16 protein-coding genes and 1 pseudogene are annotated in these 25,649 nt (G+C 49.2%); 16 read left to right on the top strand and 1 reads right to left on the bottom strand.

What is annotated here, in order from left to right; all coding sequences use genetic code 11:
- The first annotated feature begins 43 nt into the window (after nt 1-43).
- The 16 genes and pseudogenes from SCM96_10840 to SCM96_10765 all read left to right on the top strand — a co-directional run bounded on the left by SCM96_10840 (nt 44) and on the right by SCM96_10765 (nt 24,850).
- A complete protein-coding gene (locus SCM96_10840; protein MDW7761118.1) occupies nt 44-1,438 on the top strand; it encodes a DUF4007 family protein in 1,395 nt (464 codons plus the stop codon).
- Nucleotides 1,435-1,899: a hypothetical protein gene (locus SCM96_10835; protein ID MDW7761117.1), complete on the top strand. Its 465-nt coding sequence runs from the start codon at nt 1,435-1,437 to the stop codon at nt 1,897-1,899. The genes SCM96_10840 and SCM96_10835 overlap by 4 nt, the downstream gene beginning before the upstream one ends.
- Nucleotides 1,896-5,828 (top strand): DNA methyltransferase, encoded by a 3,933-nt coding sequence (locus tag SCM96_10830; GenBank protein ID MDW7761116.1) that lies wholly within the window; start codon nt 1,896-1,898, stop codon nt 5,826-5,828. Before SCM96_10835 ends, SCM96_10830 begins: the two co-directional genes overlap by 4 nt.
- Before the next feature lie 11 nt (nt 5,829-5,839).
- Nucleotides 5,840-7,684: a DUF262 domain-containing HNH endonuclease family protein gene (locus SCM96_10825; protein ID MDW7761115.1), complete on the top strand. Its 1,845-nt coding sequence runs from the start codon at nt 5,840-5,842 to the stop codon at nt 7,682-7,684.
- Nucleotides 7,677-11,732, top strand: a complete 4,056-nt coding sequence (locus SCM96_10820) for a hypothetical protein (protein ID MDW7761114.1) — start codon at nt 7,677-7,679, stop codon at nt 11,730-11,732. The genes SCM96_10825 and SCM96_10820 overlap by 8 nt, the downstream gene beginning before the upstream one ends.
- Nucleotides 11,719-14,127 (top strand): hypothetical protein, encoded by a 2,409-nt coding sequence (locus SCM96_10815; protein MDW7761113.1) that lies wholly within the window; start codon nt 11,719-11,721, stop codon nt 14,125-14,127. The genes SCM96_10820 and SCM96_10815 overlap by 14 nt, the downstream gene beginning before the upstream one ends.
- The gene (gene brxL, locus SCM96_10810; GenBank protein ID MDW7761112.1) at nt 14,127-16,133 is read left to right on the top strand and encodes a BREX system Lon protease-like protein BrxL; all 2,007 of its coding nucleotides are present in this window, start codon (nt 14,127-14,129) and stop codon (nt 16,131-16,133) included. Before SCM96_10815 ends, brxL begins: the two co-directional genes overlap by 1 nt.
- A gap of 502 nt (nt 16,134-16,635) precedes the next feature.
- Nucleotides 16,636-16,770: pseudogene (locus tag SCM96_10805) on the top strand (helix-turn-helix domain-containing protein).
- Between the two features lie 57 nt (nt 16,771-16,827).
- Entirely contained in the window at nt 16,828-17,517 is a 690-nt protein-coding gene (locus tag SCM96_10800; GenBank protein MDW7761111.1) for a hypothetical protein, read from the top strand.
- A 565-nt stretch (nt 17,518-18,082) separates the two neighbouring features.
- A complete protein-coding gene (locus SCM96_10795; protein MDW7761110.1) occupies nt 18,083-18,301 on the top strand; it encodes a hypothetical protein in 219 nt (72 codons plus the stop codon).
- A gap of 288 nt (nt 18,302-18,589) precedes the next feature.
- Nucleotides 18,590-19,309, top strand: coding sequence for a TIGR02391 family protein (locus SCM96_10790; protein ID MDW7761109.1), 720 nt, complete (start codon nt 18,590-18,592; stop codon nt 19,307-19,309).
- 680 nt (nt 19,310-19,989) lie between these two features.
- A complete protein-coding gene (locus SCM96_10785; protein ID MDW7761108.1) occupies nt 19,990-20,565 on the top strand; it encodes a hypothetical protein in 576 nt (191 codons plus the stop codon).
- A gap of 84 nt (nt 20,566-20,649) precedes the next feature.
- Nucleotides 20,650-21,810, top strand: a complete 1,161-nt coding sequence (locus SCM96_10780; GenBank protein MDW7761107.1) for an SIR2 family protein — start codon at nt 20,650-20,652, stop codon at nt 21,808-21,810.
- 111 nt (nt 21,811-21,921) lie between these two features.
- The gene (locus tag SCM96_10775) at nt 21,922-23,061 is read left to right on the top strand and encodes a DUF4263 domain-containing protein (protein MDW7761106.1); all 1,140 of its coding nucleotides are present in this window, start codon (nt 21,922-21,924) and stop codon (nt 23,059-23,061) included.
- Nucleotides 23,062-23,650: 589 nt separating this feature from the next.
- Nucleotides 23,651-24,034 (top strand): TIR domain-containing protein, encoded by a 384-nt coding sequence (locus SCM96_10770; GenBank protein ID MDW7761105.1) that lies wholly within the window; start codon nt 23,651-23,653, stop codon nt 24,032-24,034.
- A gap of 6 nt (nt 24,035-24,040) precedes the next feature.
- The gene (locus SCM96_10765; GenBank protein MDW7761104.1) at nt 24,041-24,850 is read left to right on the top strand and encodes a hypothetical protein; all 810 of its coding nucleotides are present in this window, start codon (nt 24,041-24,043) and stop codon (nt 24,848-24,850) included.
- A 454-nt stretch (nt 24,851-25,304) separates the two neighbouring features.
- Here SCM96_10765 and SCM96_10760 read toward each other — a convergent pair.
- On the bottom strand, nt 25,305-25,649 hold a 345-nt coding region (locus SCM96_10760; GenBank protein MDW7761103.1), incomplete at its 5' end, for an ATP-binding protein.

The raw sequence follows: 25,649 nt of genomic DNA, 5'->3' as shown, positions 1-25,649 counted from the left end.
ACAGAAGAAGCAAAATAGGGCCAATCTATAACAATGGGGCAACATGACGGAAAAAAGAAAAAGAGGACATAGGCAAAGACTCAGAGATCGCTTTTTGTCGGGCGATGTGGAGTCGCACTCTGACGAAATGTTGCTGGAACTGCTTCTCACCTTTGCCATCGGGCGCAAGGATGTCAAGCCGCTCGCTGAGGAGCTCATACGGGTTTTTGGCAGTCTCTCTAAGGTCCTGTCCGCCTCACAAGATGAACTTGCAAAGGTGAAAGGCTTAGGACAATCGTCGGTCGCTTTGCTCAAAGTGGCTGATTTCATTGCAACAGGAGCCATCAGATCTGTTATTTCAAAACCGCCTCCCGCCAAAATGGCAGCAGGAGCAACACATCAAAAGTTGTTTCAAAAATTGCCGAATGAAGAAAAACCGAACCCCTCGTCTTCCAATCCCCAAAAAAAGAAACAGGTGGAATCGGTAAGTCCCTCTGTCGCGGAGCGGAAACCGGAGTCTCCTGAAAATACAAATGAGCGTAGCGTGAGTCCACCCTCTTCAAGGCCTTCAAAGGAAAATACTACCTCTCCAAAAAACACTCGGCGTAAATTTCAGGTCAGCAACGGCTACCTCCTGGAGTTTGATCAACTTGCTCGGATTCTTCATTTCCTCCTTGAGAATCGACAGGCGAAGAAAATTAACCGCAAGGTTCTGCAAGAAGACACTGGGCTTGCGGATCGACAAGTTGAAAGCTTGATCAGCATTGGCGCGGCGATGGGATTGATTAAGCCGGGAAATCAGGTGTTGACGCCGACAGGATTACTCTTTGCAGAACATGATATTTTCATTGAAAAGACAGGATCACTGGAGTGGTGTCACTACGTCGGTGCCGGCTCTTTTCGCAATCTGATCTGGTTTGAAATATTCAATCACCTGCTGACTCAAGCATCGGCAATGACACAGGAAGAGTGGACTGAACGTCTCAGAAGCGATTTGGCAGGGAAATACGGCAAGAGGACAATCAGCAAGGGGCTTTACGAAGAGGTTCGTTTTGTTGTCGATGCCTACATTGAACAAAATCTTAAAAACTTAGAGATTTTGCAGCGTACGTCGGACGAATGCCTCTACCGTCGCCGTTACACACAATTTTCGCCTCTTGTAATAAGTGCCATGATTTATGATTTCTGTGCTGCAAAAGGCACCCATCTTTTCCAGGTTAGTGAGATGGCGGCAACACCTGGCTCCCCAGCCATGGTTTTCGGGCTTGATGCCGCATCGTTCCGGCAACAGATCGAAGGGCTTCACGAACGTGGCTGGCTGCGGTACGAAACCACCCACAACCTCGATCAAATTCGTCTCAAGCCGGGCCTCTCGGCGCTCAGTTTTTTGTCCGCCCATTTTGAAGACCGCGAGCCGCGTGAAGACAGCGAGCAATCACCGGGAGGCATTTTTCAATGAGCGATCCTGTCAACATGGTTCTACTTGTGAGATCCCTGCCCTCCCGCCCCCGCGGTCGGGCTTGCATCGTTCTGACCCATGAGTACGAGGGCCAAAAAGAGTGGGCTACAGAGTTGGCTCGCCAGACTGATTCCGAACATCTTGATCTGCTGGAGCTTTTCGCTCAGGACGTAAACCTCGGCAACAAGATCGGCCAGTTCCTGATTCCAAACCTTTTCGATTTCTTGAAAAGGTATGACAAGGCCCCTGTTTTAATCGTCTCAGGCATCGAGTTTCTCAAGGCCACCTGGTCCGGCCAGGCAAACAGCGTCGAACAGTTCACCACCCGTGTGGAAACCTGGAACCAGAAGCCCTGCCTGTTATTCGTTCTTCAATACGACAAGATTATCGCGACCCGTGAATTCCGACGCTATCGTCAGTACACATTCGTGGTCGATCAGAAGGAGACCCTGGCACTATGAAGAATAACGGCCTGTTCAGCTCGCTTTTTATTGAGGAATTGAAAGACGTCGTCAAACTCGACGATGCCGCACAGGGCCGCATGGCGACCCTGGCTCAGACGTGGCGGTCCCGGAATTCCCAGGACACCGAGTCCCTGTGGGAATCTTTCTTGAAACAGGCGTTGAGCTATCTCGAGTTCGTCCCTCCCGGCAATCCCATCGCTCCGGGCGTTTACCCGCTTTTTGAAGACTGGGGGTTTAAAAACTGCATTGGAGTGCTCTATCTTGCGCCGCCTGGATCATATATAGACAACACATCCGTCGGAAGCTTTTACCCCGCCAAGCTTCTGGCGCAGCTCAGGGAACGTAAGCTCAACTGGGGAATCCTGACAAACGGTGCCCTTTGGCGGCTTTACTCCACCAAGAGTTCAAGACCCTATGAAGATTACGTGGAACTGCCCTTAGAGCAGGCGCTGGAAGGATCGGATGAGGCTGAATATGGCCTTTTCGAGCGATTCTTTCACAAAATTTCTTTCATTGCAGAGGACGTTGATGATGCCGAGGTTGGACAGCAGGATGAATCCGTCGGCGTTTACAAGTGCAGGCTCGACCGCGACCGGGAACAATCAGAGCAAGTGCTTGAAGACAGCGTCAAGACACCTTTTCTTGCCCAGGTGGACGAGGTCCTGCAGTACATCTGCAACGGTTTCATTTTTGACACCCAAAAAAGCGGCGAAGAGTACACTGAGGAAGAAAGGGCGGAAATCTTCGAGAGTGCCGTCAAGCTGATTTACCGCTGCCTGTTCCTGTTTTATGCCGAGGCCCGGCGACTGCTGCCCTCGGACCCGGAAAAAGCTGATCTCTACCAGCGGCACTCCATCCAAACACTCTGCAAGGAGGCTCGCAAATTTCGCTGGGGTGAACGCCACGAAACGGATCAGTATGATTTGTGGAAGCATCTCAAAGGGTTGATAAACGCCGTGAATGACGGTGACCCGGAATACGGCATCATGGGCTACAACGGCGGCCTCTTCGATGACGAAGAGGAGCCGTTCCTGGGTCAACATCAGCTGCGCAACGATTTTATGTGCCGAGCGCTTTACCTGCTGGCATTTGTCGAACCGTACAACAACGAGCCGGACGGAGAGTACGCCATACCCTATGAAGACCTTGAGGTTCGTCACCTTGGGGAGCTTTACGAGAACATCCTGGAGTACACAGTCCTGCTTGCCGATGCCGACCGCATCCGCCGCCGCACCAAGAAGGGTGTGGAGATGCTGTTGGCTTCCCAGACATCTAAAAAACAGGGTGACACCCTGATCAAAAAGGGGGATGTCTATTTCGGTGAATCCGCACTGGAACGTAAACAAACTGGCTCGTATTACACGCCTGAGGCGCTGGTACGTTTTCTCAACGAAAAAACCATCGTCCAACCGCTTAACCAAAAATTTGAGCAGGATTATCGAAATCGGTTCGACGAGCTGTTGGAGCAGGCGCGGAAAGGACACGATGTAGGCACCCGCCGCGGGGCGGCACAAGCCGCCTCAGCGCTGGTCGAACGTTTTGTCGAAGAGGAAGTGCTGGAATTCAAGGTCTGCGATCCGGCAATGGGAAGCGGACACTTTTTGGTGGACGCAGCTAACCAGATGGCTGGCCTAGTGGTCGCCCTGCTTGAAGAGGTGCCCCATGTCAAAGGAATGCGGGTTTCAGTCTCCAGCTGGCCCAATGACTGGCGGCGTCGCATCACCCGCCACTGTATTTACGGAGTCGACCTTAATCCTCTGGCCGTTAACCTGGCCAAACTGTCTCTTTGGCTCAACTGTTTTGCCATCGAACACAAGCTGACCTTTCTTGACCACCACGTCCGCTGCGGCAACAGCCTGATCGGCATTCGATCACTCGATCAGCTCGCTTCCATTCCGGAACGTAGGAAGGAGAGCACTAAAAGGAAAGACCAGCAAAGGCTGCTGTTTGACTACAACGACCTTTCCTCTGCCCTGGCCGAGGCTGGACAGGGTATTGCGTCCATCACCCAGATCGATGAGGACGACACGGACAGCCAGAAAGCCGTGTTGGATGAAGCGCTCGATGCGACGTCTCATTTGCGCCCCTTGGCCGATCTTTTTACGGCTTACCTGATGGACCTGGAAATCCAGACTGATGATTACAAGGACATATTTGAGCGGCTCGCAAAGGGGATGTCTGTAGCCAACACCCTGAATCCTGCGCTGCCTGAGATTCTGGAAACGGTAAAGGCATATCGAAAATGGCACCATTTTTATCACTGGCCTCTGGAGTTTCCCGACGTATTCGGCCTTAACGGAGTGGGAGGATTCTCGGCGACGGTCGGCAATCCACCCTGGGACGTACTGCAACCAAATACTCAGGAATTCTATGTCACTTATGATCCGGATTTCAGAAAATATAAAAAACAGGAAGCATTGAAGGTCATTAATAAACTACACAGGCAACATCCGATTATAGTTGAAAGGTGGCAGAAATATGAGGCGGGATTTAAGGATGCTTCAGCTTATTTCAAAGAGCCCGAGGCATATACATCTCTTCAGAAAGGGAAGATTGATCTTTACAAAGCCTTCCTCGAACGTTTCTTCGCTATTTTGAAAAACAGCGGTCGCATGGGGATCGTGGTGCCGAGCGGACTTTATACAGACCAAGGGTGCCAGCCATTGCGACAACGGTTTTTTGGTAGCAGCCAAATAGAGTTTCTGTACTGCTTTGAAAACCGGTGGCCCACTGTTTTTAGCGCAGTGGATGGTCGCTTTAAGTTCGTCACCTTCGGCACACAAAAAGGTGGGGAAACGGACCGGTTCAAGTGCGCCTTCATGAAACATAATCCTGAGCGATTGCCTGCTATCGACTCGATATCTATAACAATGACCCTTGACCAAATTCGTAGGTTCTCTCCAAGCACCCTAACACCACTCGAAGTAGAGGATGCTCGCTCCATTGATATACTTTCAAAATGTTACGAAAATGGTGAGATCATAGGGAGTTATAAACAGATAGATATCTACCAGGAACTGAATGTTACATCAGATGCTTCTATTCTGAACACTGAAAGTAAGGGCCTTCCGCTATGGGAAGGGAAAAACATATGGCAATTTGATCCTTATTTTAGCGAGCCAAGATTTTGGGTAGAGGAAAACAACGCAGCGGATCTGGCAAAAAAGAAATATCACAATTTACCAAGGAGAGGTCCCTCTCACTACCGGCTTTGTTTTCGTGGAGTTGCTGCCGCAACAAATGAAAGGACACTAATTGCCACCATTATTCCTCGGCAGTATCTATGTGAAGTAAAGTGCACATGCATTAATATCAATACACAGCAAATAAATTCATTACCTGTTCTTACAATACTGGCGATATTAAATTCGCATGTCCTCGATTTTTGTATACGCTTTCGGACAACATCTAATGTAAATATTTTCCACATTGAGCAGTTACCATTACCTTTGACAATGCTCGCTGGCGACTCCTTCTTAATTGCTCGTGCACTTAGACTTATTTGTGTGAAAGATGATTTTTATGCGCTCTGGGAGAAGACCTTTTCAACCAGCTGGCAGTCTCAAACTTTCTGGTATCCGCCATCAGCCCCAATCGATGCCTACGGTCCTGCTCATGAACAGGAAATCCGAAAACGCCTGCGGGACGGAGCCAAAAATCTAACACCAGAATGGGGACCCCATTGCGGCGTGCACGACCGCATGCCCGACCGACGAGACACCGGCGACAGGGCACAGCTTCGAGCCGAAATCGACGCCTACGTGGCTCACCTTTACGGCCTTTCACGCGATGATTTCGCCTACATCCTGGAAACCTTTCCGGTGCTTAAAAAGAAAGAGAAAAAAGCCTTCGGCGAGTTCATGTCCAAGCGCAAATGCCTTGAGGAATACGACCGATTAACACCGATTGTGGAGAGCCTAAAATGACCCAGGAGAGCGTGAAAATCGAGTCAAAAGATCTGTCCATCGAAGATCTGTATAAAGATTTTTACACTGTTCCCGATTTCCAGCGTGAATTTGTCTGGGAACGTGAACAGGTTGAGAAGCTGCTCCAGGATGTGCTTGATGAATTTTATGATGAAGATGGAATTATTATAAAGGGAACCGAGTATTTTTTGGGCAGCATTGTCGTATGTAGGGCGGATGATGGAACATTTAGCCTTATTGATGGTCAGCAGCGGATGACAAGTATTTATCTGGTGCTGTGTGCTATCCGCGATTTACTGAAAGAGATTAACGAAGAACCACACAGTACCTTGCTCAGCCAAATCGCGTTTGCATCGATAAACGACTATGGTGAAGAGGATTTTAGACACCGATTAGTTCTTCAGTATGATGATAGCAAGGGGATCTTAAAAAAGATAGTCGATGATCCTGCTCATCTGGAAGAAATCGCCGAAAACACCATTTCAGTCAAACGCATCCGGTCTGCTTATCAGGATATTTGCGATTTTTTGAGAATCAATTGCGATTCTTCACCAAAGAAGCTCAAGCTATTCTATGCCACCTTTACCAAGCGGGTAAAACTGATCCGCATCATTACCCCATCCCTTACAAACGCCCTAAAAGTTTTCGAGACGGTTAACGACAGAGGAGTTGGTCTGAATGCGATGGATTTATTAAAGAATCTGCTCTTTATGAAGACATCTCCTGCTGAATACCCAACGCTTAAACAGCGCTGGAAGGATTTAATCGATACCTTAGGGGCTTGCGGGGAAAAGCCTCTGCGTTTTCTACGATATTTCATCATGGCTCATTTTGAACTTGATTCAAAAAAACCCCTTCGAGAAGACGAAATATACGATTGGTTTACAAAAAATTCCAAATTGGCCGGGTTGGAAGATAAACCGCTTGTTTTTCTTAAAACGCTGCTTGAATGCGCGACTTCATGGCGTAGTTTTCTAAGTGCCAAGGACGTGACCGGGGCCATAAACCCTTATCTGAAAAACCTCACACTATTAAGCGGTGCTGCACGTCAGCACTTTATATTGCTTTTAGCCGGGCGTCATTTGCCTCAGCAGGAGTTCTCTCGACTGTGCCGTGCGATTGAAAACCTATTTTTTTGTTATATTATCACCAGGGAGCCTACACGTACTTTCGAACGAAATTTCGCCATTTGGTCTGCCGATCTGCGGAAGGCCAAGGACGAAACCGCCTTGGAGCAATTCATACACGACAAATTTATGTCAGATCTTGAAAAAAGGCGCGCTTCATTTGATTTTGCTTTCAAGGAACTGAAACAATCGAGAATCCAACAATATCGTATGCGGTATATTCTGGCTAAGCTAACCCAGTATATAGAGCAACAGGCCTGGAATAATCCGGCTCACGACAGCCTCGACCAATACATCGCCTCAACGGTTGAGGTGGAACACATCCTACCGCAGAATCCAACAAACGAGGTGAAAGAGGCCTTTGATAAAAAAAAGCTGTATAAAGAGTATGTTGAAAAACTCGGTAATCTTACGCTGCTTGAAAAGACCATTAATACTTCGGTTTCAAATGACCATTATCAGAAAAAGGTACCTGGCTATCGCCAATCTTCCTACCTCTTAACACGTTCTTTAGCTGAAAAACCGAAGGTTGGATTGAACACCCAGCTAAATCGTGCCGTGGAACATTTAATCACTTTCGATCAATGGAACTCTGAGGCGATTGAATGCCGTCAAGGCATGTTGGCTCGCCTTGCTGTATTCGTTTGGGATATGCCCGGAAAGCGAAAAATGCCGGACGACACCACTCCCGATTTAATAAATTCTGAAGGGGGAACAGACGATGAGTAAAATAAAGGACGTTGTCAAATTAAAATCCGGCTATGCCAATTTTGTTGAGCTTAAAAGCGCCTTTGAAGCGGTCCAGGAAAACGCCGACCGCATGGCCATGTATCGCCCGACCAAGGCCCACCGTCTGGCGTTTGAACGCATTTGTCGAGGGCTTTATCAACCCAACGACAAAAAGTTCTATTTACTCAGCGGCTCTTATGGAACAGGTAAGTCGCACCTTTGCCTGATGACGGCCAATGTGCTGAGCCGTTCCAGCGGTGACCCTGAAATTGCCGGGTTTTACGAGAACTACGCCAAGCTCGATCCGGAGAAGGCCAAGCTGTTGAAAAACATCCGCAAAGATGGTCAGTACCTGGTGGCGATCTGCGACTACTACTCGGGGCGTCAATTCGAGGATGTGGTTATGAAAGCGGTGTTTGATGCCTGCAAGGCCAAGGGACTGGATGCCGGCGTGGAAACGGAGTTTGACGAGGCGGAACGTCAGCTGACCGAATGGGAAAAAAAGGGAGACAAAGGCGGCATACGCAATTTTTACGTGGACTTCGGCAAGGTGCTCGAAGCGGTGGTTCCCGGACTCACAGTTGATCAGCTTAGCGCCGGGCTCAAGAACTACGATTCGGACGTGCTGGACAAATTCCGCACCGCGTTTAAGGAAATGATGGGTGGTGTTGAGTTTCAACCTCGGTCGGGCAATCTGATTCCCATTATACGAAAACTGGTGAAAAGCCAGGTTTTCAAAGACCGGTTCAAGGGGCTGGCTATATTCTTTGACGAGTTCGGGTTCACCCTGGAAAAAGCAGGCTATTCAAAGGACATCTTGCAGGGGTTCATGGAGACCATCTGTAAAAATGAACCCAACGTTCTGTTCGTCGGATGCATTCACAAAGATTTCAAATCTTACGCCGACCACTTCAGCAAAGACGACGCGGCCGTCATGAGCGCCCGCATCACCCAGGTGGACCTGCTCAACGAAGGCATCGAGGAAATCATTGGGGCCATCGTCGAAACTGAGAAGGATAGCGTTGCCTGGAGGAAAGAGATTGCCCCCAAAACTGGCATCTTCGATCAACTGGTGCCGCCGTGCAAGTCCCTCGATCTGTTTCCGTGGATTGACGATGTGAACCGCATTCGTGAACGTGTGCTGGAAGACATCTACGGCGTGCATCCCATGGCTTTGTCCTGTTTGTTGAAGCTCTCCTCGGAGATCGGTTCGGATGCGCGCAGCACCTTTACTTTTTTCTCAGGTGATGTGGGCGGTGAAAAAGGGTCGTACGCAGACTTTATCGAAAATGCCGACGTGACGGTTTCCGGCGGAAAACTTAACCTGTACACGGTGGACCAACTGTTCATGTTCTTCAGCAAGGAGTTATCACAAAAAAATTTGGAGCTCCGGGACCGGCAGCGGCAGTTTGTCAATGGCTATTACGCGAGCATGGACGCACTGCGTAAGGCGGCAGAAGGCGAATTGCTAGGTTTTCAGGAAGACGAGCGCATCCAGGTTCTCAGAACAATCCTGATTTATCAGCTGTGTCAGATCCCGACGAGCTTGGAAAATATTCAATTTGGGCTATATTGTCTGAGCAACTCTGAAAAAAAACAGGTGGAAGGCTATTTAAAAGACCTGGTCAAGAACGGTGCGGTCTTTTTCCGGCAGCAGTCGAAAACCTACGAACTGGCAGCAAGTACCGGCGAGGACCCATATGATCTGATTCAACGGTACGTCGCCGACCCCAAATTGCATCCATCGGATATGGTATCGGCTTTTCTCGAAGAGGTTGCTGGAAAGCACATCCCTGAATTCGCCGAAGCCAAGGGCCACAACCTGGCTTTTAGCGAGGACAAACGTTTCCGAACCCGTTTTGTGCGGGCCAAGGACCTCGGTGATGCGCTTTGGGACGAAATCCGAATTGACTACACCGAGAGTCGCAACAAGCCAGGCATAAGCTTTGAAGGCACCCTTGTCTATGTTCTTTGCGAAGACGACAGTGAGATCAATGTGGCTCGGGAGGCAGCCAAGGCCGTTGCTCATGAAAATGTGGCTCTGGCTGTGCCCCATGCGCCGCAGCCCTTTGCAGAGATCCTGCTCAGAGTGAAAGCGTGTCGGCATTACCTGCCGCCCAACGAGGCGGAAAAGATCAGCGCCCAGACCGAGTCGCGGCTGAGGGACATCTTCGAAAATCCCGAAGATGGATATCTTCAGATGTTGCAACGCGTTTATCGTGACATTGCGGAGGGCAGCGGGGCCTGCTGGTACTGGCAAGGCGGCAAAGTCCTGGTGGATAAGCCGAAACAGTCCCACAAACCGGCGGACATGTTGTGCGAGGAGCTGTTCAAGAAGCGATGCCGGATCAAACACCCTGATCTGAATTTCTCCCATGACGAAAAATGGCGCATGGGTAGAAACACCGCTTTGAAGCAGGCTGTAGGCGTTCTGCTGGGCGCGGAAAAGGTTTTTATTGACAACGGCAATCCCGACAATCACGGTGAGAAGCGGTATCTGGAAAAAGTCTTGCTAAGGGGTGCAGGGGCTCTAAAGAACGCCGGATCAGAAGGTGTTGTGTCCTACTTCACGTGCGTGACCGATCCCGCCAAACTCCACGATGATTTTCCGGTTTTCAAGGAATTGTGTAATCGCCTTGCTAATCTCAATCCAGGGGAAGCATTTTCAGTGGGCGCGTTCCTGGATGAAGCCAAAGATGCACCCTTCGGTGTTGGCGGTACGCCCCTAATCCTGTCGCTGGCGCATGTCATTCGGGCCTATGGCGAGCGATTGATTGTGTACAAAGACTCCACGCAGATGGTGGAGCAACCGCTCAGGAGCTATGACGACCTGGTCAATATTGTAGCGGATGCTGCTGCCAAGACCGTGTTTGTCGTCCGTGACATTTCTCAGGCCCAAATAACGCTCGTCGATCTGATTGCAAAAGCCGTTGATGCGCCGCCATTGAGGCACGGTGAGATCCGGTCCCTCAACTCCGCATTTGAAACATTTAAACAGTGGTGGAACGGGTTGCCGGCTGTTGCCAAAGTGATCGGCCTGTATGAGGAAGATCGAAAGAAACGCTTGATGAGTCTCAAGAGCCTGATGGATGGGCTAACCGGCATTGTGGACCGATTTGATTTCATGCTCGAACAGTTACCTGCTGTGTACAGCGGCGTTCCGGTGGGCGACACCCTGACGGAAAAGGATGCCCAGAGCATCTGTAAAGCCTTCGCCGAAGACGTGAGTCTTTTGAACTTGGGTGAACAGCTCGCTCAGCGGCTTGCGGCGCAGGCAGTTTGTGAAATATTCGGTGCCAAGGGTGACATGATCGAGTGCGAAAATGTGGTTAACAAGTGGTACTCGGGATTGAATCCAAGCCAACGCGATCTACAAAAGTGCGATCACGAAGACGCGAAACAATTCCTTTTGCGTATGGCCGATCATTCTGCCGCCTTCAGCACGAAAATTGTCAAGCTTCTGCCTAAGGATTACGGATTTGGTGCTGTAGCAGAGTGGACGTCGCTGCACATCAAGGACTATGCAGCAAAAATTAAACAGGCGAAAGCCGAGATCGACAAGGCCAAGCCGGTTGTCTACAAGCCTGTAGTTGATGAAGGCAAAAAAGAAATTCGTGAAACTGAGCAGGTTTGGGTAAAAATGCCTGAAGGGGTCAATTCATTGGTTTATACGACAGACGGCAGTGATCCACGAACATCCAGTAGCGCAAAAAAAATAACCGAAGATACGAACCTCGCTGAACTGTTAAAGAGTCGCTCAAATGTTAAGATCAATTTGCGAGCGGTTGATAATGAAGGCAACTATAGTGATCTGGTTAATTTAGAACTTATCAGCAAAGAACGAAAATATGAAATTCAGGAAAATTTGATCGGAGAAGCATCTTTCAAATGCCCTAATGATGTGGAAGGCTTAATGGCTGTTATGAAATCTATTATCGACTTTGGTGTGAAAAAAAAGATTTTAGACAAAAAGACGGCTGAACAAATCGCAATACTTTTAAACACCATTAACAAAGACAATAAGGAAGAATTGCGTGACAGAGAGTAAGCACCAACCATCCATCAGCTATATCGGCGATCTGACGTCTACTCTACCCGAAGGTGTTTTTTTGGTGGAACGGGAAGAGGATTATGTGCGTGCATGCCGACAATTGTCCGCCTCTGGGGCATTTGAATCCGGCCTGAAAGTGTGGGTGCGTTCAAAGAACCACTTTACATGGCTGAGGGATTTTACTGAACAGATTGGCTGTCCAACCTTTTTCAGTGAAAAAACGCCTCGCCTGGTACTTGCGGAAAAGTGGAATGTAGTTCTGCCTGATTGGTTGACGGATGCGGACGTACTTGACCAGGGACTTTTGAATTTAGATGTAAAGCCCCAGGCAGGACAAACGAGCTTCAGCAATCGACTGTTGGCGCACTTCTTGGGCTCAGTCTTCGAAGAGGATGCTTTCAACGCGAACGACCTCGTGGATGTGATCAAAGCGCTTGTCAGCGCTGATGCTAAGGCAGCCTTCAAACAATATCCCGTACTGTATCGCTCCCTGGAATCAAAATGTGAAACGTGGGCGCAGCGTAGTAAGTTGGTGTGGGTGAAGAATCTGTGTTCCCGCATTTCTGAAAACACTGGGGACCTGTGGCAGTGGCTCAGTTTGTGGGCCTGTTTGCACGGCTATCCTGAAAAGCTGTTGGAATATGTTTTGACTCCTGAGCAGGTTCTGTTCGTTCGGAACATCCCTGTTGAGGCGGTTTGCGATTTGCCTTTGGAGCCTGCGGCCAGGGAACAGATACTCACACAAATTGAGCTTTTGTTTGAAGAAATCCAGAGCCAAGTCACTTCCGGTGATGAATTCCGGAAGGTATTGGGTTGGACCTCCGGTCGGCTCTTTCAGGAGTATCACTTTATTTCTAAGATGCTCGGGAGCCGTCAATTTTCTCCCGCCACAGAGGATGTTCAACAAGTTCAGGTAAAGTTCAGACATTGCCCGGGTGTGAGTGAAAGCAGCCTAAACTCACTCCGACACTACATTGCACCCTCCCGACCAAGGCTAATCGGCCCGGAGGAAAAGTGGGACAGCGCAGAGTGGATACGATGGACCACAGAGGAATACACGCCGTACCGCACCTGGCAAAATTACAACAAACAATATGACGAAGAATTGGAACACGCCGTTGCTCGCTTTTCCGACTGGTTTATTGAGGAATACGCCGCCATCCACAAAGATCCGAACCTCAGCCTGGCCCACTGTCTGGCCGACATTTCTTTAAGCGGAACGGAAAAACAGTTGTCGATCATCCTCCTTGTTGACTGTCTGCCGTTGGAATTTGCGGGCCTCCTGGACAATGCGCTCCGTAACGTCGGCTACAGCCGCCATGACTTAAGGTATCGTTTCGCAGCGTTGCCGACCATTACGGAATACAACAAGCCAGTCTTGGTGAGTGGGCAGTGGCAACATGGCCCAGGAAATTATGATGCCATTCTCAAGATGCGCGCCCAGGTCGACTGGAACAACACAAAGGTTGTTTATCTTAGCAATTTGAAGGCGTTATCTGAACTGCCGGCACCGCAGGAGTCTGCCGTTGTCCTTTTGAATTTCTTGGATGGGGACGAGCTGCTACACTCAGACGTGGAATCAAAAGGAACATCTTACGATGAAGAGCTGCATCGGTTGTTTGCGCGCATGGCAACGTCTGTGGGCAGAATCTCAAAAGAGTGGGCTGGGACAAGGGAGCGTGTCAGCGTCTACGTGGTGACGGATCATGGTGCCTGCCGAATATTGGAGGAAGAAAAGAAATCTTTCAATTCCTCGGTTGTCAGCAAGCTGTTTCCCGAAGAAAAACATCGTTTCGCCGTGCTGGACGAGAAACAAGTGGGAAACATCCCCGACAACCTCTGGGAGTTGGGGTATCAATTCAAACAACCCTATGTGCCGGACAGCAGAGTATTTTTCTTGCCCAGGGGGCACAACACCGTGAGGCGGTCCAGCAAAGCAAAGGGCTTTTTGCACGGTGGAGTGACGCCGGAAGAGGTTGTGGTTCCCACCGCTTTGTACAAATTGGTAAAAGCTGCATGGAAAGATCCCGCTACGCGCTTCCTGGACTTGGATCTGATACGAGAAACAGGCAGGGCCAAGTTCTATATCCAGCGTGTCGTGACAGTAATAATTGAAATACAGAATCCGAACGCCGTGGACATCCGCGTTCTCCGGGCCAGTGTGGCCTCCCCCGAAACCGATCTTAAGAGCTGCGATGTCGGGGTCATACCGGCCGGGGCCGTGAATACGATCCAGATGAACTGTTATTTCAAAAAGGCGGCTTTGGGGGAGAAGAACCTTGAAATCGAGATCGCATATGAAATTTCCGGCGAACAGCACACTTATACCCTGACGCTTGAATGTGAATTCAAATCAGCCTTGGCCGGCGGGTTCAGTTTGCGAGACCTTTGATGGAGGCAACAAAAATGATGAAGTCATTTGAAAGCAAAGCAAAGGACTATTACGGAGAGGTCGTTATCAACAAAGGTCTCATGGGAAAGGCTGGTTTCGGCGCTCGCGCGATTCCCGTTTATGTCGGTGAGTGGATCATCAGCCAGTTCATGGACGGAGATGAACTCACTGAAGACGGCCGAACAGAAATAGTCAACACGATTTCTAAATACTTGCCGCAAAAAGCGGACAAGAACACGATCCTGAATCGCCTCATGGAGCAGGAAGAGGTTCGGATATTGGATGATTTCAGGGTCAATGTCAACCTGGAGCGCCACACGCACGATCTGAGCATCCCCCTTCTGGACGTCAGCAACGGAATGGTTCAAAAGGACATTATTGATAACAATCCCATGCTCTTGAAGACGGGTATGTGGGGTCTGGGCACTTTGAGATATGTGCCGCCTGACGGTGAAGACGTCAAAAAGGGGCAGATATGGATGGTCGAATTCAAGGCATTTCAGACCCCTGGGGTTGATCTGGACTACTTTCGGGATTCACGCAAGCACTTCGACATAGACGAGTGGATTGACCTCCTGGTGTCGAGTTGTCAATTTAATCCCGACGTTCACCGGCTGTCTCAGAAACTCCTGCTTCTCAGCCGAATAATCCCCTTGGTCGAACCCAGGGTCAACATCACAGAGTTGGCTCCGAAGGGAACCGGCAAATCATTCGTGTTTGACAACATCAGCCGATATGCGGCCGTCATTCCAGGCGGAAAGCTTTCTGCTCCGGCACTGTTTTTCAACAGCAACACAAAGCAGATTGGCCTCATACCGCGCTATGACGTCGTTGTGGTCGACGAAATCCAGAAAATTCATACCGATGCATCCGGCGAGGCCATGGCGGCGCTAAAGATGTACCTTGAAAGCGGAAGGTATCGCAGGGCAACGGGGAGTTTAGGAACGTCTGAGTCTGGGTTTGTGATGCTCGGTAATATTACCCTAGGAAGCAACAGGCTGCCGCTTTATGAGAGCGACGGGATATTTAAGGAACTTCCGAATGCTCTTCAGGAATCTGCTTTCATTGACCGCATTCACGGGCTGATCGAGGGTTGGTTCATGCCCCGCGTTTCGAGAAACACGCCATCAAGAACACTTGGGTTCAAGGGTGATTTTTTCAGCGAGGTGTTGCATGAGCTGCGTGTTGATTTGCGGTATGCCGACTATGTCTCACAGAGTTTGCACCTCCCGCAGTGTGAGGACATGCGCGACAACAAAGCCATTGCGCGACTGGCCGAGGGATTCTTGAAACTACTGTTTCCAGATCTCGTCCTGAGCGAGGAAGAGTTCATTACCTACTGTGTAAATCCAGCGGTGCGCATGCGGCAACAAATTCGGGATGAGTTGTCGAAAATCGACCAGGAATACAAATGGGTGACCATTAAAAGCGAAAGCCCTGACGAGTTTCAGCTGTCTCACCCGGATGAGAAACCGGACCCTGAACAAGAGGCGCAGAAAGTCGATCCGTTGTCACCAGACCGAAGCCCTGAGGAAAAAACGCTGGATATCGCTGAAGGCCAGAGAGGGATCTCTTATGAGAAGCTGTTTCTGCCGTATCTCAAGGGCGCAAAACTAATCAAGATATGCGATCCATACATTCGGCTGCAGTACCAAATATACAATCTCATGTCTTTTTGCGAAATGCTCGACCCAACAGATGGGCCCCTGAAACTCGACCTTGTTACAGCGTGTGATACTTATTTGGAAGCCGAGCTGAAGACGAAGCTGAACGAATTAAAAAAGGGGTTGAGCCAGGACCACATCGAGTTTGACTATGTATTAGCTGACAACATCCATGACCGCTGGATAGAAACAGATACCGGCTGGAGAATACTCCTGGGTCGCGGTTTGGATATTTTTCAAAAATCGGATGACAAGTTTACCCTGGGGTTTATGGATCAAACCAAACGGAAGTGCAAGGCAACAACCATTGCTTATACACGGATAAAAGACTCACGGCTATGAAATATGGATTTTTATGAGCTCGGTACTAGACAGTTGTGTTAAAAGAAGTTTGATTTTTGTGGCCATCATAACTCTCTTTATTTATACGTTTGAGCTGTCGGTTCATTAAGCCTGTCCAAAGATCCGCGGACCTTGTCCTCCCGGACATAGAGCCGATCGTTCTCCCAGTATTAAATGAGGCAAACTGCTTCTCAATATATTTGGACAGAGGGGAAGTTTTACTAAAAAGTAAATCTAACATCTGTCTGGAACAAGATTAGCCCAAGTTCGCCAGTTTCGGAAGTGCTTTTGTTGATAAACATAGGTATTCCGACGCAACTCGGCCGGGCATTCCGACGGAATCCGGCCACCCATTCCGAGCGAAGCCGGCCACTTTTAGCGGTTTTTTCGGAATAGGTGGCCGGAATGAATCGGAATGAAAAATTTTTCTGAATAAAGTGAAGTCGTCGCCGGGCTTTTCGGGGTAAGGTGTCTCATGATCCCACATGGAAAGGAGACACGGATGCCCGCGGAGAGACTTCCGATGCGCAAGATCAAAGAGACGCTTCGATTGAAAGAGGCCGGGTTGTCGGTTCGACAGATTGCCCGAGCTCTGAACGTATCCAGAAGCAGTGTTGCGGAATACCACAGGAGGGCGGCCGCGGGAGATATAACCCAATTTTGTGTATGAAAGGAAAAGGAAAGAGCGTATCCTATGTTGGCTTTTCAAATTCAACATGGACCCGGAAGGGTCCGAAAGGATACGCTCATAAACAAGATTACTGCAAAAGAGGAAAAAGATCGAATGGTTTCTGAGTCGCGCTCTTTTCTGGACAGAATCATTCAGGAAGGGGCGCAGCGCATGCTTCAGGAAGCTCTGAAGAACGAAGTGGAAGAGTACTTGAGCCGGATGGAGCATCAGCGGATTGAGGACGGCCGCCGGGCGATCGTCCGGAACGGTCATCTTCCGGATCGCGACCTGGTCACGGGTATGAACGGACATGCAAGAATCACCCCTTGTGAGCAACAAAAAATCACCCCATGTGTCTCTGAAAGGGGTTTTCTTTATGAGATCGGAACCTGTAATGTTCCTTCCGATATGGACATCAGAAGGAGATGGGATGATCAAGTCAGAAGTGTGGCACGAGATACACAGTCGGTTCAGGCTCAAGGAGACCAAGAAGTCAATTGCCCGGACCTTGGGGTACACATCCAGGCAGTCCGAAAAGTTCTGCGACAGTCCGGTCCTGCCCCTTACAAGAGGACGAAATCGGAGGCGGCGATTCTCACGCCCTATAAGGCCTATATCCTCCGGCGGCTTGCGGCCGTGGGATACTTGCGTAAGAGAGCTACCTACCAGGAGAAATTCCTGACAGACCTCATGGAGAGGGCCCTGCTGCTTTGAGGGGGAATTAGGAAGATTTCTAGAGTGAGAAAATTATTGTTTCTGAAACGTCTTCCTTATTGAACACTAATTCTTGTCTGAAATGGTATAAATTGGCTATATTACTCAACAAGATGCCGCGATATTTAATGGACCATTGTCTTAACAATCGACGAGATGGCTGTATAGAAAAAGTAAGATTTTCAAGGTGGCCAAAAGAGCTTAAAAAAATAGATGCAATCCCAAAATTTCCGATCGGAATGTATCAAGAAGAACTTGACGAAATATGCGAAAGATGTCCAATCTCCATTTTTTTTATTTATGACCGATGTCCAGTATGCGGAAAGAAAAGTTTAGCAATAAATTCACCCAAAAAAACTGTTTTTTCAGGAAGAATTGAAAAAATCATTGCTTACAAGTGTATATGTCTCCATTGTGGAAGGGATCTTTATTGCAGGTGATAATGAAATAATGTCTTTTTAAATGATTTTTACGAAGAGTAGTTAATAGTTTTCCCAATTATTTCCATTTTTACGACTAAACGGTTAGAGGTGGTGATAATAATGAGTATTAAAAGGAGAAAAATGTGAAAAAAAAACTTTCTGTTCTCTATCTTATTGCAGTGCTGATTTTTGGAATTATTTCCGCAACTTATGGAGTACCTGCAAAAAAAAGCTGTGAAGATAAGCATGCAGAATGTAAGATGAAAGCTGTTCAGGATGGAAAAACATGGTTAGAAATTGGGCTCCTTCTTCAAATGTGTGAATTATCGTATGATATATGCATCCTCCAGGTTGACCCATAATATTCTGAGTAAGCATGGAAAATCTATTTTCCAAGAAGGTGGGAAACCTGCTTGCCACGCTATAGGGAAATCTTCTTACCGCAGAGATAGGAATGACGTCCCTCCCATTTTTTGGACCAAGGGGGTGATAGAGTTTAGTTGCTATTATAGGCATAATCAGACCGAACAGATCTGAAAAGCAAGGGACAAAGAGGTGATCCGATGGATAGGATGAAACGAATACGCAAGCATAACAATGGCCTGCAGCGGATGGCGTTACGCCACCGCTAAAACTTATCGGTATGCGCCATGACGGGAAACGTGAGGCTTGACGAAATACTGCATCCCCGAATCGCCGGGGAATGTATTAAGCTGTACTTGGATGGTCAATTCAAGCACGCCGCTCGGGAGGCGATGACACAGGTGGAATTAGCCCTGAAGGAACGGGCGGGCGTCCCGAAACTCTACGGGATCAGACTCATAAATTCGGTTCTGGGTCCCGGGAGCGGAGTGAAGCTCCGTCTACCATTCGGCCCCGAGACAGAGAAGGAAGTACACGCGCTCTTTCAAGCCGCTTTTGCATACTATCGAAATTATGCGATTCATCAGGGCAGTCTCATTGATGAGAAGGCGTGCCTCAGGATCATGGTACTCGCTACCGAATTGCTTGAGCTGATAGGTGCATCAAAGAGGAGCTTAGCGAATATCGGCGGCGTCGATGGCCTCATTAGACACGCTGCCTTTGCTGATCGAGATGAGATTAAAGATCTTTTGAAGTTCCTTCATGAACGCGTTGTCCCGGAAGACGCGCCTGATGGCTTCTTTGAGGATCTGGCAGAAAAGGGCTACTCCCCGCAGAAATTGGATGCTCTCTTCGATGTCGGTCTGGTTGACTATAAGGAAAAGGAAGTGGAGATTCCTGAATGGGGATGCAATGAATTAAGAGATGTTTCCGAGAGGATAGGAGTATTCTTGCTGACACCATTAGGCAGGCAGGTACTTAACGAGATTCAAAAGGCTGGCGTATAACCTATGATCTTTCTCCCGAAGATTTTGAATATATCCTTTTAACCTTCTCTGTCTGCGCCAGAAAACGGCCTGAATATTTCGGATATCTGAAAAAATGAATTGTTGGGTGGCAAACTGAATGCAAAGGAGAAAGGGATATCAAGTAATATTCATCCTCTGAGTGCGGCATAATTCTTGTTGCCGCTGCGAATCATAAAGAATATAGCGCTGAGAAACAGGACGGTCATGCGAAAAAGGGGAACTGATCCAAAGAGTATTCGATAAATGTGGATCATCTCAAAAGAGGGAATACTAACAAAATGGGAATTCCGACGAAACTTGGTCGGGCATCCTGAGTGAGTCCGGCCACCTATGATTTGCTTGACAATGATATATCCACTTGCTAATCTTAATTCTGCCTAAAGGGGTGATATGAAGGTTGTCCCAGAAGTCAACTTCGTCATAGAACGGAAGCTCTTTTTTCCTTTTATCCCCCTCCCTTTCCTCAAATGCGCAATGTTTATCGGGTCGCAGATCCGTATAGTTGTAATTAGACGCCTCAAGGGGATTTGTTTGTGAGCAGCGAGCCAAGAAGCGATATCACTTTGAGGGAACCCAGCTCAAGTCTCAGCGAGCATCTGCTTAATATCTTCAAAGCCGTCCTCGCCTCGGCTCCATTCTGCGGGGGAATCGCATCATTGATGTCCGACTACATTCCCAGTAGACGTTTCAAACGTCTTGAGGCCTTCACTCAGCGAGTTGCAGAAGATCTGAATGTACTCAAAGACAACGTGCAAAAGGAACGGATCGAAACTGACGAATACGCCTTTATCTTTGAGCGTGGACTCCGTGGTGCATCGGATTTTCCGCAGCCAGAAAAACTTGATGCCTTCCGGGGAATCCTTGTCAATTCCTTGTTGCCCAACGATTTAACCCAAGACCAGCGCGAGTTCTTCCTTACCCTAGTCGAACGACTCTCTCCAGTTCACCTTCGAATCCTCCGGTTCATGGGAGATACACACAACTACCTATCTGCAATGTCAATTCCAATAAGCAAGATCCAAGGCGGATTCTCCACCTTTTTCCCGGTCGCTCTTCCAGGAGTTGGCCTACCTGTCATTCGTGCTGCCTTTTCAGATCTCTATACGCTCGGCCTATTAAATACCAGCCCGGACGTCTTCAGCACCATGACCTCGGCCCAAGGCCTGCAACTCCTTGGCAATCGGCTTACCCCACTTGCAGAGACGTTTGTTCGATTCTGCAAGTCACCTACGTAGCGACCGTGTTTCGGCGCATAACAAGGCGATACAGCCAATCGGCTTAGCCGATGGCTAAACGCTTGGGTGTTACACGGTGGAGATATGATGATGGCAAGGGATCTAGTCTTATTCCTGGGAGCAGGTTTCTCGCTGGATGCGGGACTTCCCCTGATGAGAGACTTCAGCGAGCTGAGTGTGAAGACCCAGCCAGGTCTGGAGAGTCGTCGGGGATACGTAGGAGAGCTGTTACGAGAGGCCAAACATATCTACGGAGAGTTCCGGAACTGGTGTATGTCCTCCGGGTTGGGAGGCTTCGACTGGAACAATGTGGAAGACGTCTTTGGTGTAGCTGAAGTCCTTCACAAGACTGGGATTGAGCGACTTACGCTGGGCCACCGAGAACTCCCGATTGCATATATCATCCAAAATATTGAACTGTGGATATGGAAAACTTATCATCAGTTGCAGATCAAGCGGAACGAGCCTCCCAGGGCGTTACCTGTAGATCGGGATCCCTACAAGAAGCTATTCTTAATGCTTCGTGATCTGAATCTCGCCTATCGTACGACCGTTGTCACGACCAACTACGACATCGTAGTGGAGTATGAATGCTTCCTTCATGGTATCCTTTGCGGCTATCCAACAAAATGGGATTCCAATTTTTCGGCGGGATATGGATCGGATTTGTTCGTTGATAAATCACAACTCAATCCCCCTGGGCCAATTGTTAGCAAACTCCATGGAAGCATTAACTTCTTTAAAGGAATAGGCGGCATGTCGAGAGGAATTGCGATAGCTGCTGATCTTGGAGATGGAAGGGATATTGGATCAAGTCGTGGCAGTTTTTTTAAGAATGAGCCTGCTGTCGTGGCCGTCGGCGCAATCGAGTTGCTCCACGAACGATACGGCCGCAAGGCTTCACCAGCAATTTTGCCGCCAAGCTATGCGAAGCTTCGCAGAGAGCCTTGGTTGACCGATATGTGGCGTACCGCTTTGAGTGCGCTTACAGATGCAAGAGAGGTTATCTTTATCGGTTACAGCCTTCCACCGTCTGACGGGTTCATTCGGTCCCTGCTGGCCGGAGTCGCAGCTCGGAGGAGCCACACTACGCCTCTGAATGTGACCGTCATCGACTGCTCTAAAGACGTTCGAAAGAGATACGTGAAAATGTTTGGGGCCATCAAGCCTTGTCGTCATCTTAAGTTTGCTGACGCCATAAAAACCGAGATCCCTAGAGTGCTCGAAAGATTAGCACATCTGTAGTAATGAGATGTCTTTTTACAGCCAACAGTCTAATAAGCCATTGGTGTTGAAGACCGCCTCCGGTGACTGCAAAATAACAGCAAGGCGTTAGGACAGCTTGAAGGAGTACAAATGACGAAAAAGGGTTTGCCGCCTGAAACATCGCTCGATGAGGTGATGGTGCGGATTAAAGAGGCATATCGGAATCCCAATATTGGCTGGATAAAACAATTGACCCTTAAAGAGGGACCGCGGACATTCAGAATCGCGACGTTAATGGAGATTGTCGACCCACAGACTGGCGAGCGTCACCACTATACCCTGAAATTGGACAGCATAGACCGGCGCAAGACGGGCTGGTTCAGCAAACCGGATCGATCGATTCGCCTCGACGGTCAAGATCCTGACGAGATTGAACACTTGCACCGCTTTCTGACAGCTCATCTGGAGGGGAAACTCACGAAAACGGGAGATCTGCATGTAATCGGGTCTGAGGATTTTACGAAGCTGGGGAATCTGATTGCCGAAATTCCAAACCTGGCGGCGCCAGACATGGTGGAACTAGTTAAGGTTATACTTCCGCGTATTCAAGATGCCCACGATTACCTTGATGAGTTCATTGAGATATTTGAGAAGAGTGATCCTAGAATGGTTGAGTATATGGCAATCGCTGCGCAAGTAGTTCAGTATCAGATGGCTTATGATTCTTTGGTGAAACTTGTTGAATCAGATGTTTCGGTCGAGCATGACTACCATAAACTTCTTGAGGCTAATCCATGGATGTTTGGAAGCGAATACAGTGAGCTGCTAGACCGACGGAAATGGACACGAGACGAAAGCCTTGACTTCATGCTGCGACGGACATCAGACAATTTTCTGGAAGTCATTGAGATTAAGACGCCTGCCATGATGCCGTTGATGAGATACGACTCATCACACAATTCTCACCATTTATCGGCGAACCTATCAAAGGTGATTGGCCAAGTTATTGGATATATAGAAGAACTTGAGAGAAGACGCGATTCAATCAGGAGCAAAGACAATGTGGATACCCTAAAAATCCGTGCGCGCATTATAGCTGGGAGAGACGGCGACGTTGCCGTTCAGGACGCGATTAGAAATCTCAATGCCCACTTGCATAGGATAGAGATTCTTACTTTTGACCAACTCGTACGAATCGCAGAGCGAGTGCTGACCATATTCAAATCAAGAGCTACCGGCGAAACCAATGTAGATGCTGTGCAAGAACTGGACGATGACATACCGTTCTGATGAGATCGAGCGGTTTAGATAGATATTGTCAATTCTTATTTGTCCTGAAGCGATAAACAAAGAGGCCGAATTGCCGGAATTGAAAGTCGTATGCTCCATCGTTCCAGCGAGTGAAATCCCGGTCAAGGTAAATACCGGAGAGCCCGCTCAGTCGACAGTCCTCTGGGCTTCAGTCATGGGAGGTTTCGTTGGTTGATTTTCTTGACATTTAGATATCCACTTGCTAATCTTATGTTCGCCTAAAGGGGTGATATGAAGGCTTTCCCTGAAGTCAGCTTCGTCGCGGAGAAAAACCGAATATTCCACCATTTCTCTCCACGCACAATGGAGGATCTACGGACGTTCGAAGCCCGGTGGCCGGAACCAAATAGCGAGGTATTATGCAAACCCGCATAACATGCTGGGATAAATGGTTAGGCCAGCATCATATCATTGAATGCATATTGCGTATTAGGGTTTTGTTGAAAAAAGCCAAATGTGTCTTATCTGGACCGGATAACGAGTCGCAGCATTTTTTACGGATTCGCCTAACTATTGTTAGGCCGACGACGCCAACACACGGCGATGAGAACCGACAAAGGAGGATCAGATGGCGAAACCACGAGCGTTCATCAGCTTCGAGATGGAGGATAAGTGGGCACGAGATTTCCTCGTGCAACAGGCCAAGGACAAGAACAACGACATCGAGTTCTACGATTATTCTGTCCAAGACCCGTTTGACGTGAAATGGAGGACCGAGTGCAAGAAGCGGATTGCAGCAACCAAGGGCACTATCGTCCTTGTCGGGCCCACTACCTATAAATCGGAGGCTGTGCTGTGGGAGGTTGCTGAAACGAATCGCCAGGAGCATTACATGTTCGGCATTCAAATCAACAGGGACAAGACACACCTGATTCCATCGGGCCTGCCGAGCAAGAACGTCATTCGCTGGGACTTCGATCAGATCGTAAAATGGCTGAATACCTGGACCTGAGTAGCCATGTACCTCGATGATCTTGCCGCTAGGATTCGGGGCCACGTTCCGGAGGATCGGATTCCGGATGCCGACTCCGACTCTCTCTTCCGGCTCTACGCAGTCCTCCTGCGAGCCAAGGGCGCGAATGTGACTCAGAGTGACGTCCATGATGCATGGTCGGCATGGATGGCGAAGCGTGATGGCGCGCACGCGTCCCTTGTCGCCTATGGCGATCTGTCCGAGGAAGTCAGGAAGGAAGATCAAGTCTTCACGACGGCCATTCACAAAGCCGCTGATCAACTCGACCAGGCGGGAGCCTCTCGGCCGTCGTTTTCAGAGATCCTCTTTCCTTCTGGGCCCCCAACGACTGATGTGGAGACTCGGCAGGCTCTTGACCTCTACAAGATTATGGTCGATAGCTCCGAAAGCTTGGTGAGTCGTCGGCAAGCTGTGAACACGTTCTTCCTGACGATGAACGGCGCGTTGCTAACCGCCTCCGGGATCATCGTGCAGAGCTCCGGTGGCAGTAGGCTAGGCGGCGTCGGAATCGCTGTATTGGCAGTCGCCGGAGCAATTCTCTGCGCGGCATGGAGAAGCCTGATTACTTCATTTGGCCAACTCAACCGCGGCAAGTTTCAGGTGATCAACACGATCGAGCGCTACTTGAAGGCAGCCATCTATGCCGCGGAATGGGAGGCTCTGAGTCGTGGCGAGGACCCGAAGGTCTATCGGTCCTTTACCTCACGAGAGATCTGGGTTCCAAACGCGTTGCTTGTTCTACACATTTTAACCGCGCTGGGCGCGGTCTTGTTCGCTAGTGGTTTCTTCCACTAGGGGGCAGGGGTGAGCGGCCTAACTGTCAGTTGCAACGGATGGTCGGTTGCGCGGCCCGCCGCTGAACCTGCCCGTTGTTACGATCATCAAATGAAGGAGGTGTGTGTCAACGGGCGACCTCCAGGGGATCGTCATCGGCGCAAGGGAGCTTCCGTACCTGGAGGAACTCCTGCCGGTACTCATGGAGAGGGCCCTGCCGTCCGGCCGGATGCGGGATCCTTCGCCCGGCTGGGGGAAATTCCTCCACGATCTGTGGTGCGAGAGCTGGCCCGCGGCCATGAGCCTGTCCTGCGCCGTCAGGGATCGCGCGGCCCGGCGCTTCCGCCTCGACGGGGACCAGTTGGAAAAGTCAAGGACTATTCCCATGCCCGCGGTAAGGAGATTTCCCTATAGCATGGTAAGTAGGTTTACCACCTTCATGGTAAACAGATTTCCCATGCCTCATCGGAATGATTCAGACCTCCTTTCTTGATTTTTTAAGACGATACGATTCCCCATCCAGGGTGAAGATCTTGGCGTGATGCAGCAGTCGATCCAGAAGCGCCGTAGTCATCACGGAGTCGCCCATCATCTCGGCCCAGGAGTCGAAGCTCTTGTTGGACGTGACGATCAACGAGGCTTTCTCGTACAACTCGCTGATCATGTTGAAGAACAGATTGGCTTCCCGCTTCTCGATCGGCGTGTAGCCGATCTCATCGATGATGACCAGGTCCGACTTCATGATCCTCCGGATCCGGTATTCCGACGTTTTCTGCACCTCCGCCGTTTTTAGAAGCTTGATCAGATTCGTGACCCGCTC

It is taken from the genome of Acidobacteriota bacterium, from assembly GCA_033549365.1.
GTDB lineage: Bacteria > Acidobacteriota > Aminicenantia > Aminicenantales > Saccharicenantaceae > JAWSUF01.
This window is presented reverse-complemented; position numbering and strand designations above follow the sequence as displayed.

Bases quoted from the DNA above. Each gene is read 5' to 3' on its own strand.
- SCM96_10835 (MDW7761117.1), top strand. From the start codon at position 1,435: ATGAGCGATCCTGTCAACATGGTTCTACTTGTGAGATCCCTGCCCTCC.
- SCM96_10840 (MDW7761118.1), top strand. From the start codon at position 44: ATGACGGAAAAAAGAAAAAGAGGACATAGGCAAAGACTCAGAGATCGC.
- SCM96_10770 (MDW7761105.1), top strand. From the start codon at position 23,651: ATGGCGAAACCACGAGCGTTCATCAGCTTCGAGATGGAGGATAAGTGG.
- SCM96_10765 (MDW7761104.1), top strand. From the start codon at position 24,041: ATGTACCTCGATGATCTTGCCGCTAGGATTCGGGGCCACGTTCCGGAG.
- brxL (MDW7761112.1), top strand. From the start codon at position 14,127: ATGGAGGCAACAAAAATGATGAAGTCATTTGAAAGCAAAGCAAAGGAC.
- SCM96_10830 (MDW7761116.1), top strand. From the start codon at position 1,896: ATGAAGAATAACGGCCTGTTCAGCTCGCTTTTTATTGAGGAATTGAAA.
- SCM96_10780 (MDW7761107.1), top strand. From the start codon at position 20,650: ATGATGATGGCAAGGGATCTAGTCTTATTCCTGGGAGCAGGTTTCTCG.
- SCM96_10790 (MDW7761109.1), top strand. From the start codon at position 18,590: ATGACGGGAAACGTGAGGCTTGACGAAATACTGCATCCCCGAATCGCC.
- SCM96_10775 (MDW7761106.1), top strand. From the start codon at position 21,922: ATGACGAAAAAGGGTTTGCCGCCTGAAACATCGCTCGATGAGGTGATG.
- SCM96_10820 (MDW7761114.1), top strand. From the start codon at position 7,677: ATGAGTAAAATAAAGGACGTTGTCAAATTAAAATCCGGCTATGCCAAT.
- SCM96_10800 (MDW7761111.1), top strand. From the start codon at position 16,828: ATGTTGGCTTTTCAAATTCAACATGGACCCGGAAGGGTCCGAAAGGAT.
- SCM96_10785 (MDW7761108.1), top strand. From the start codon at position 19,990: ATGTCCGACTACATTCCCAGTAGACGTTTCAAACGTCTTGAGGCCTTC.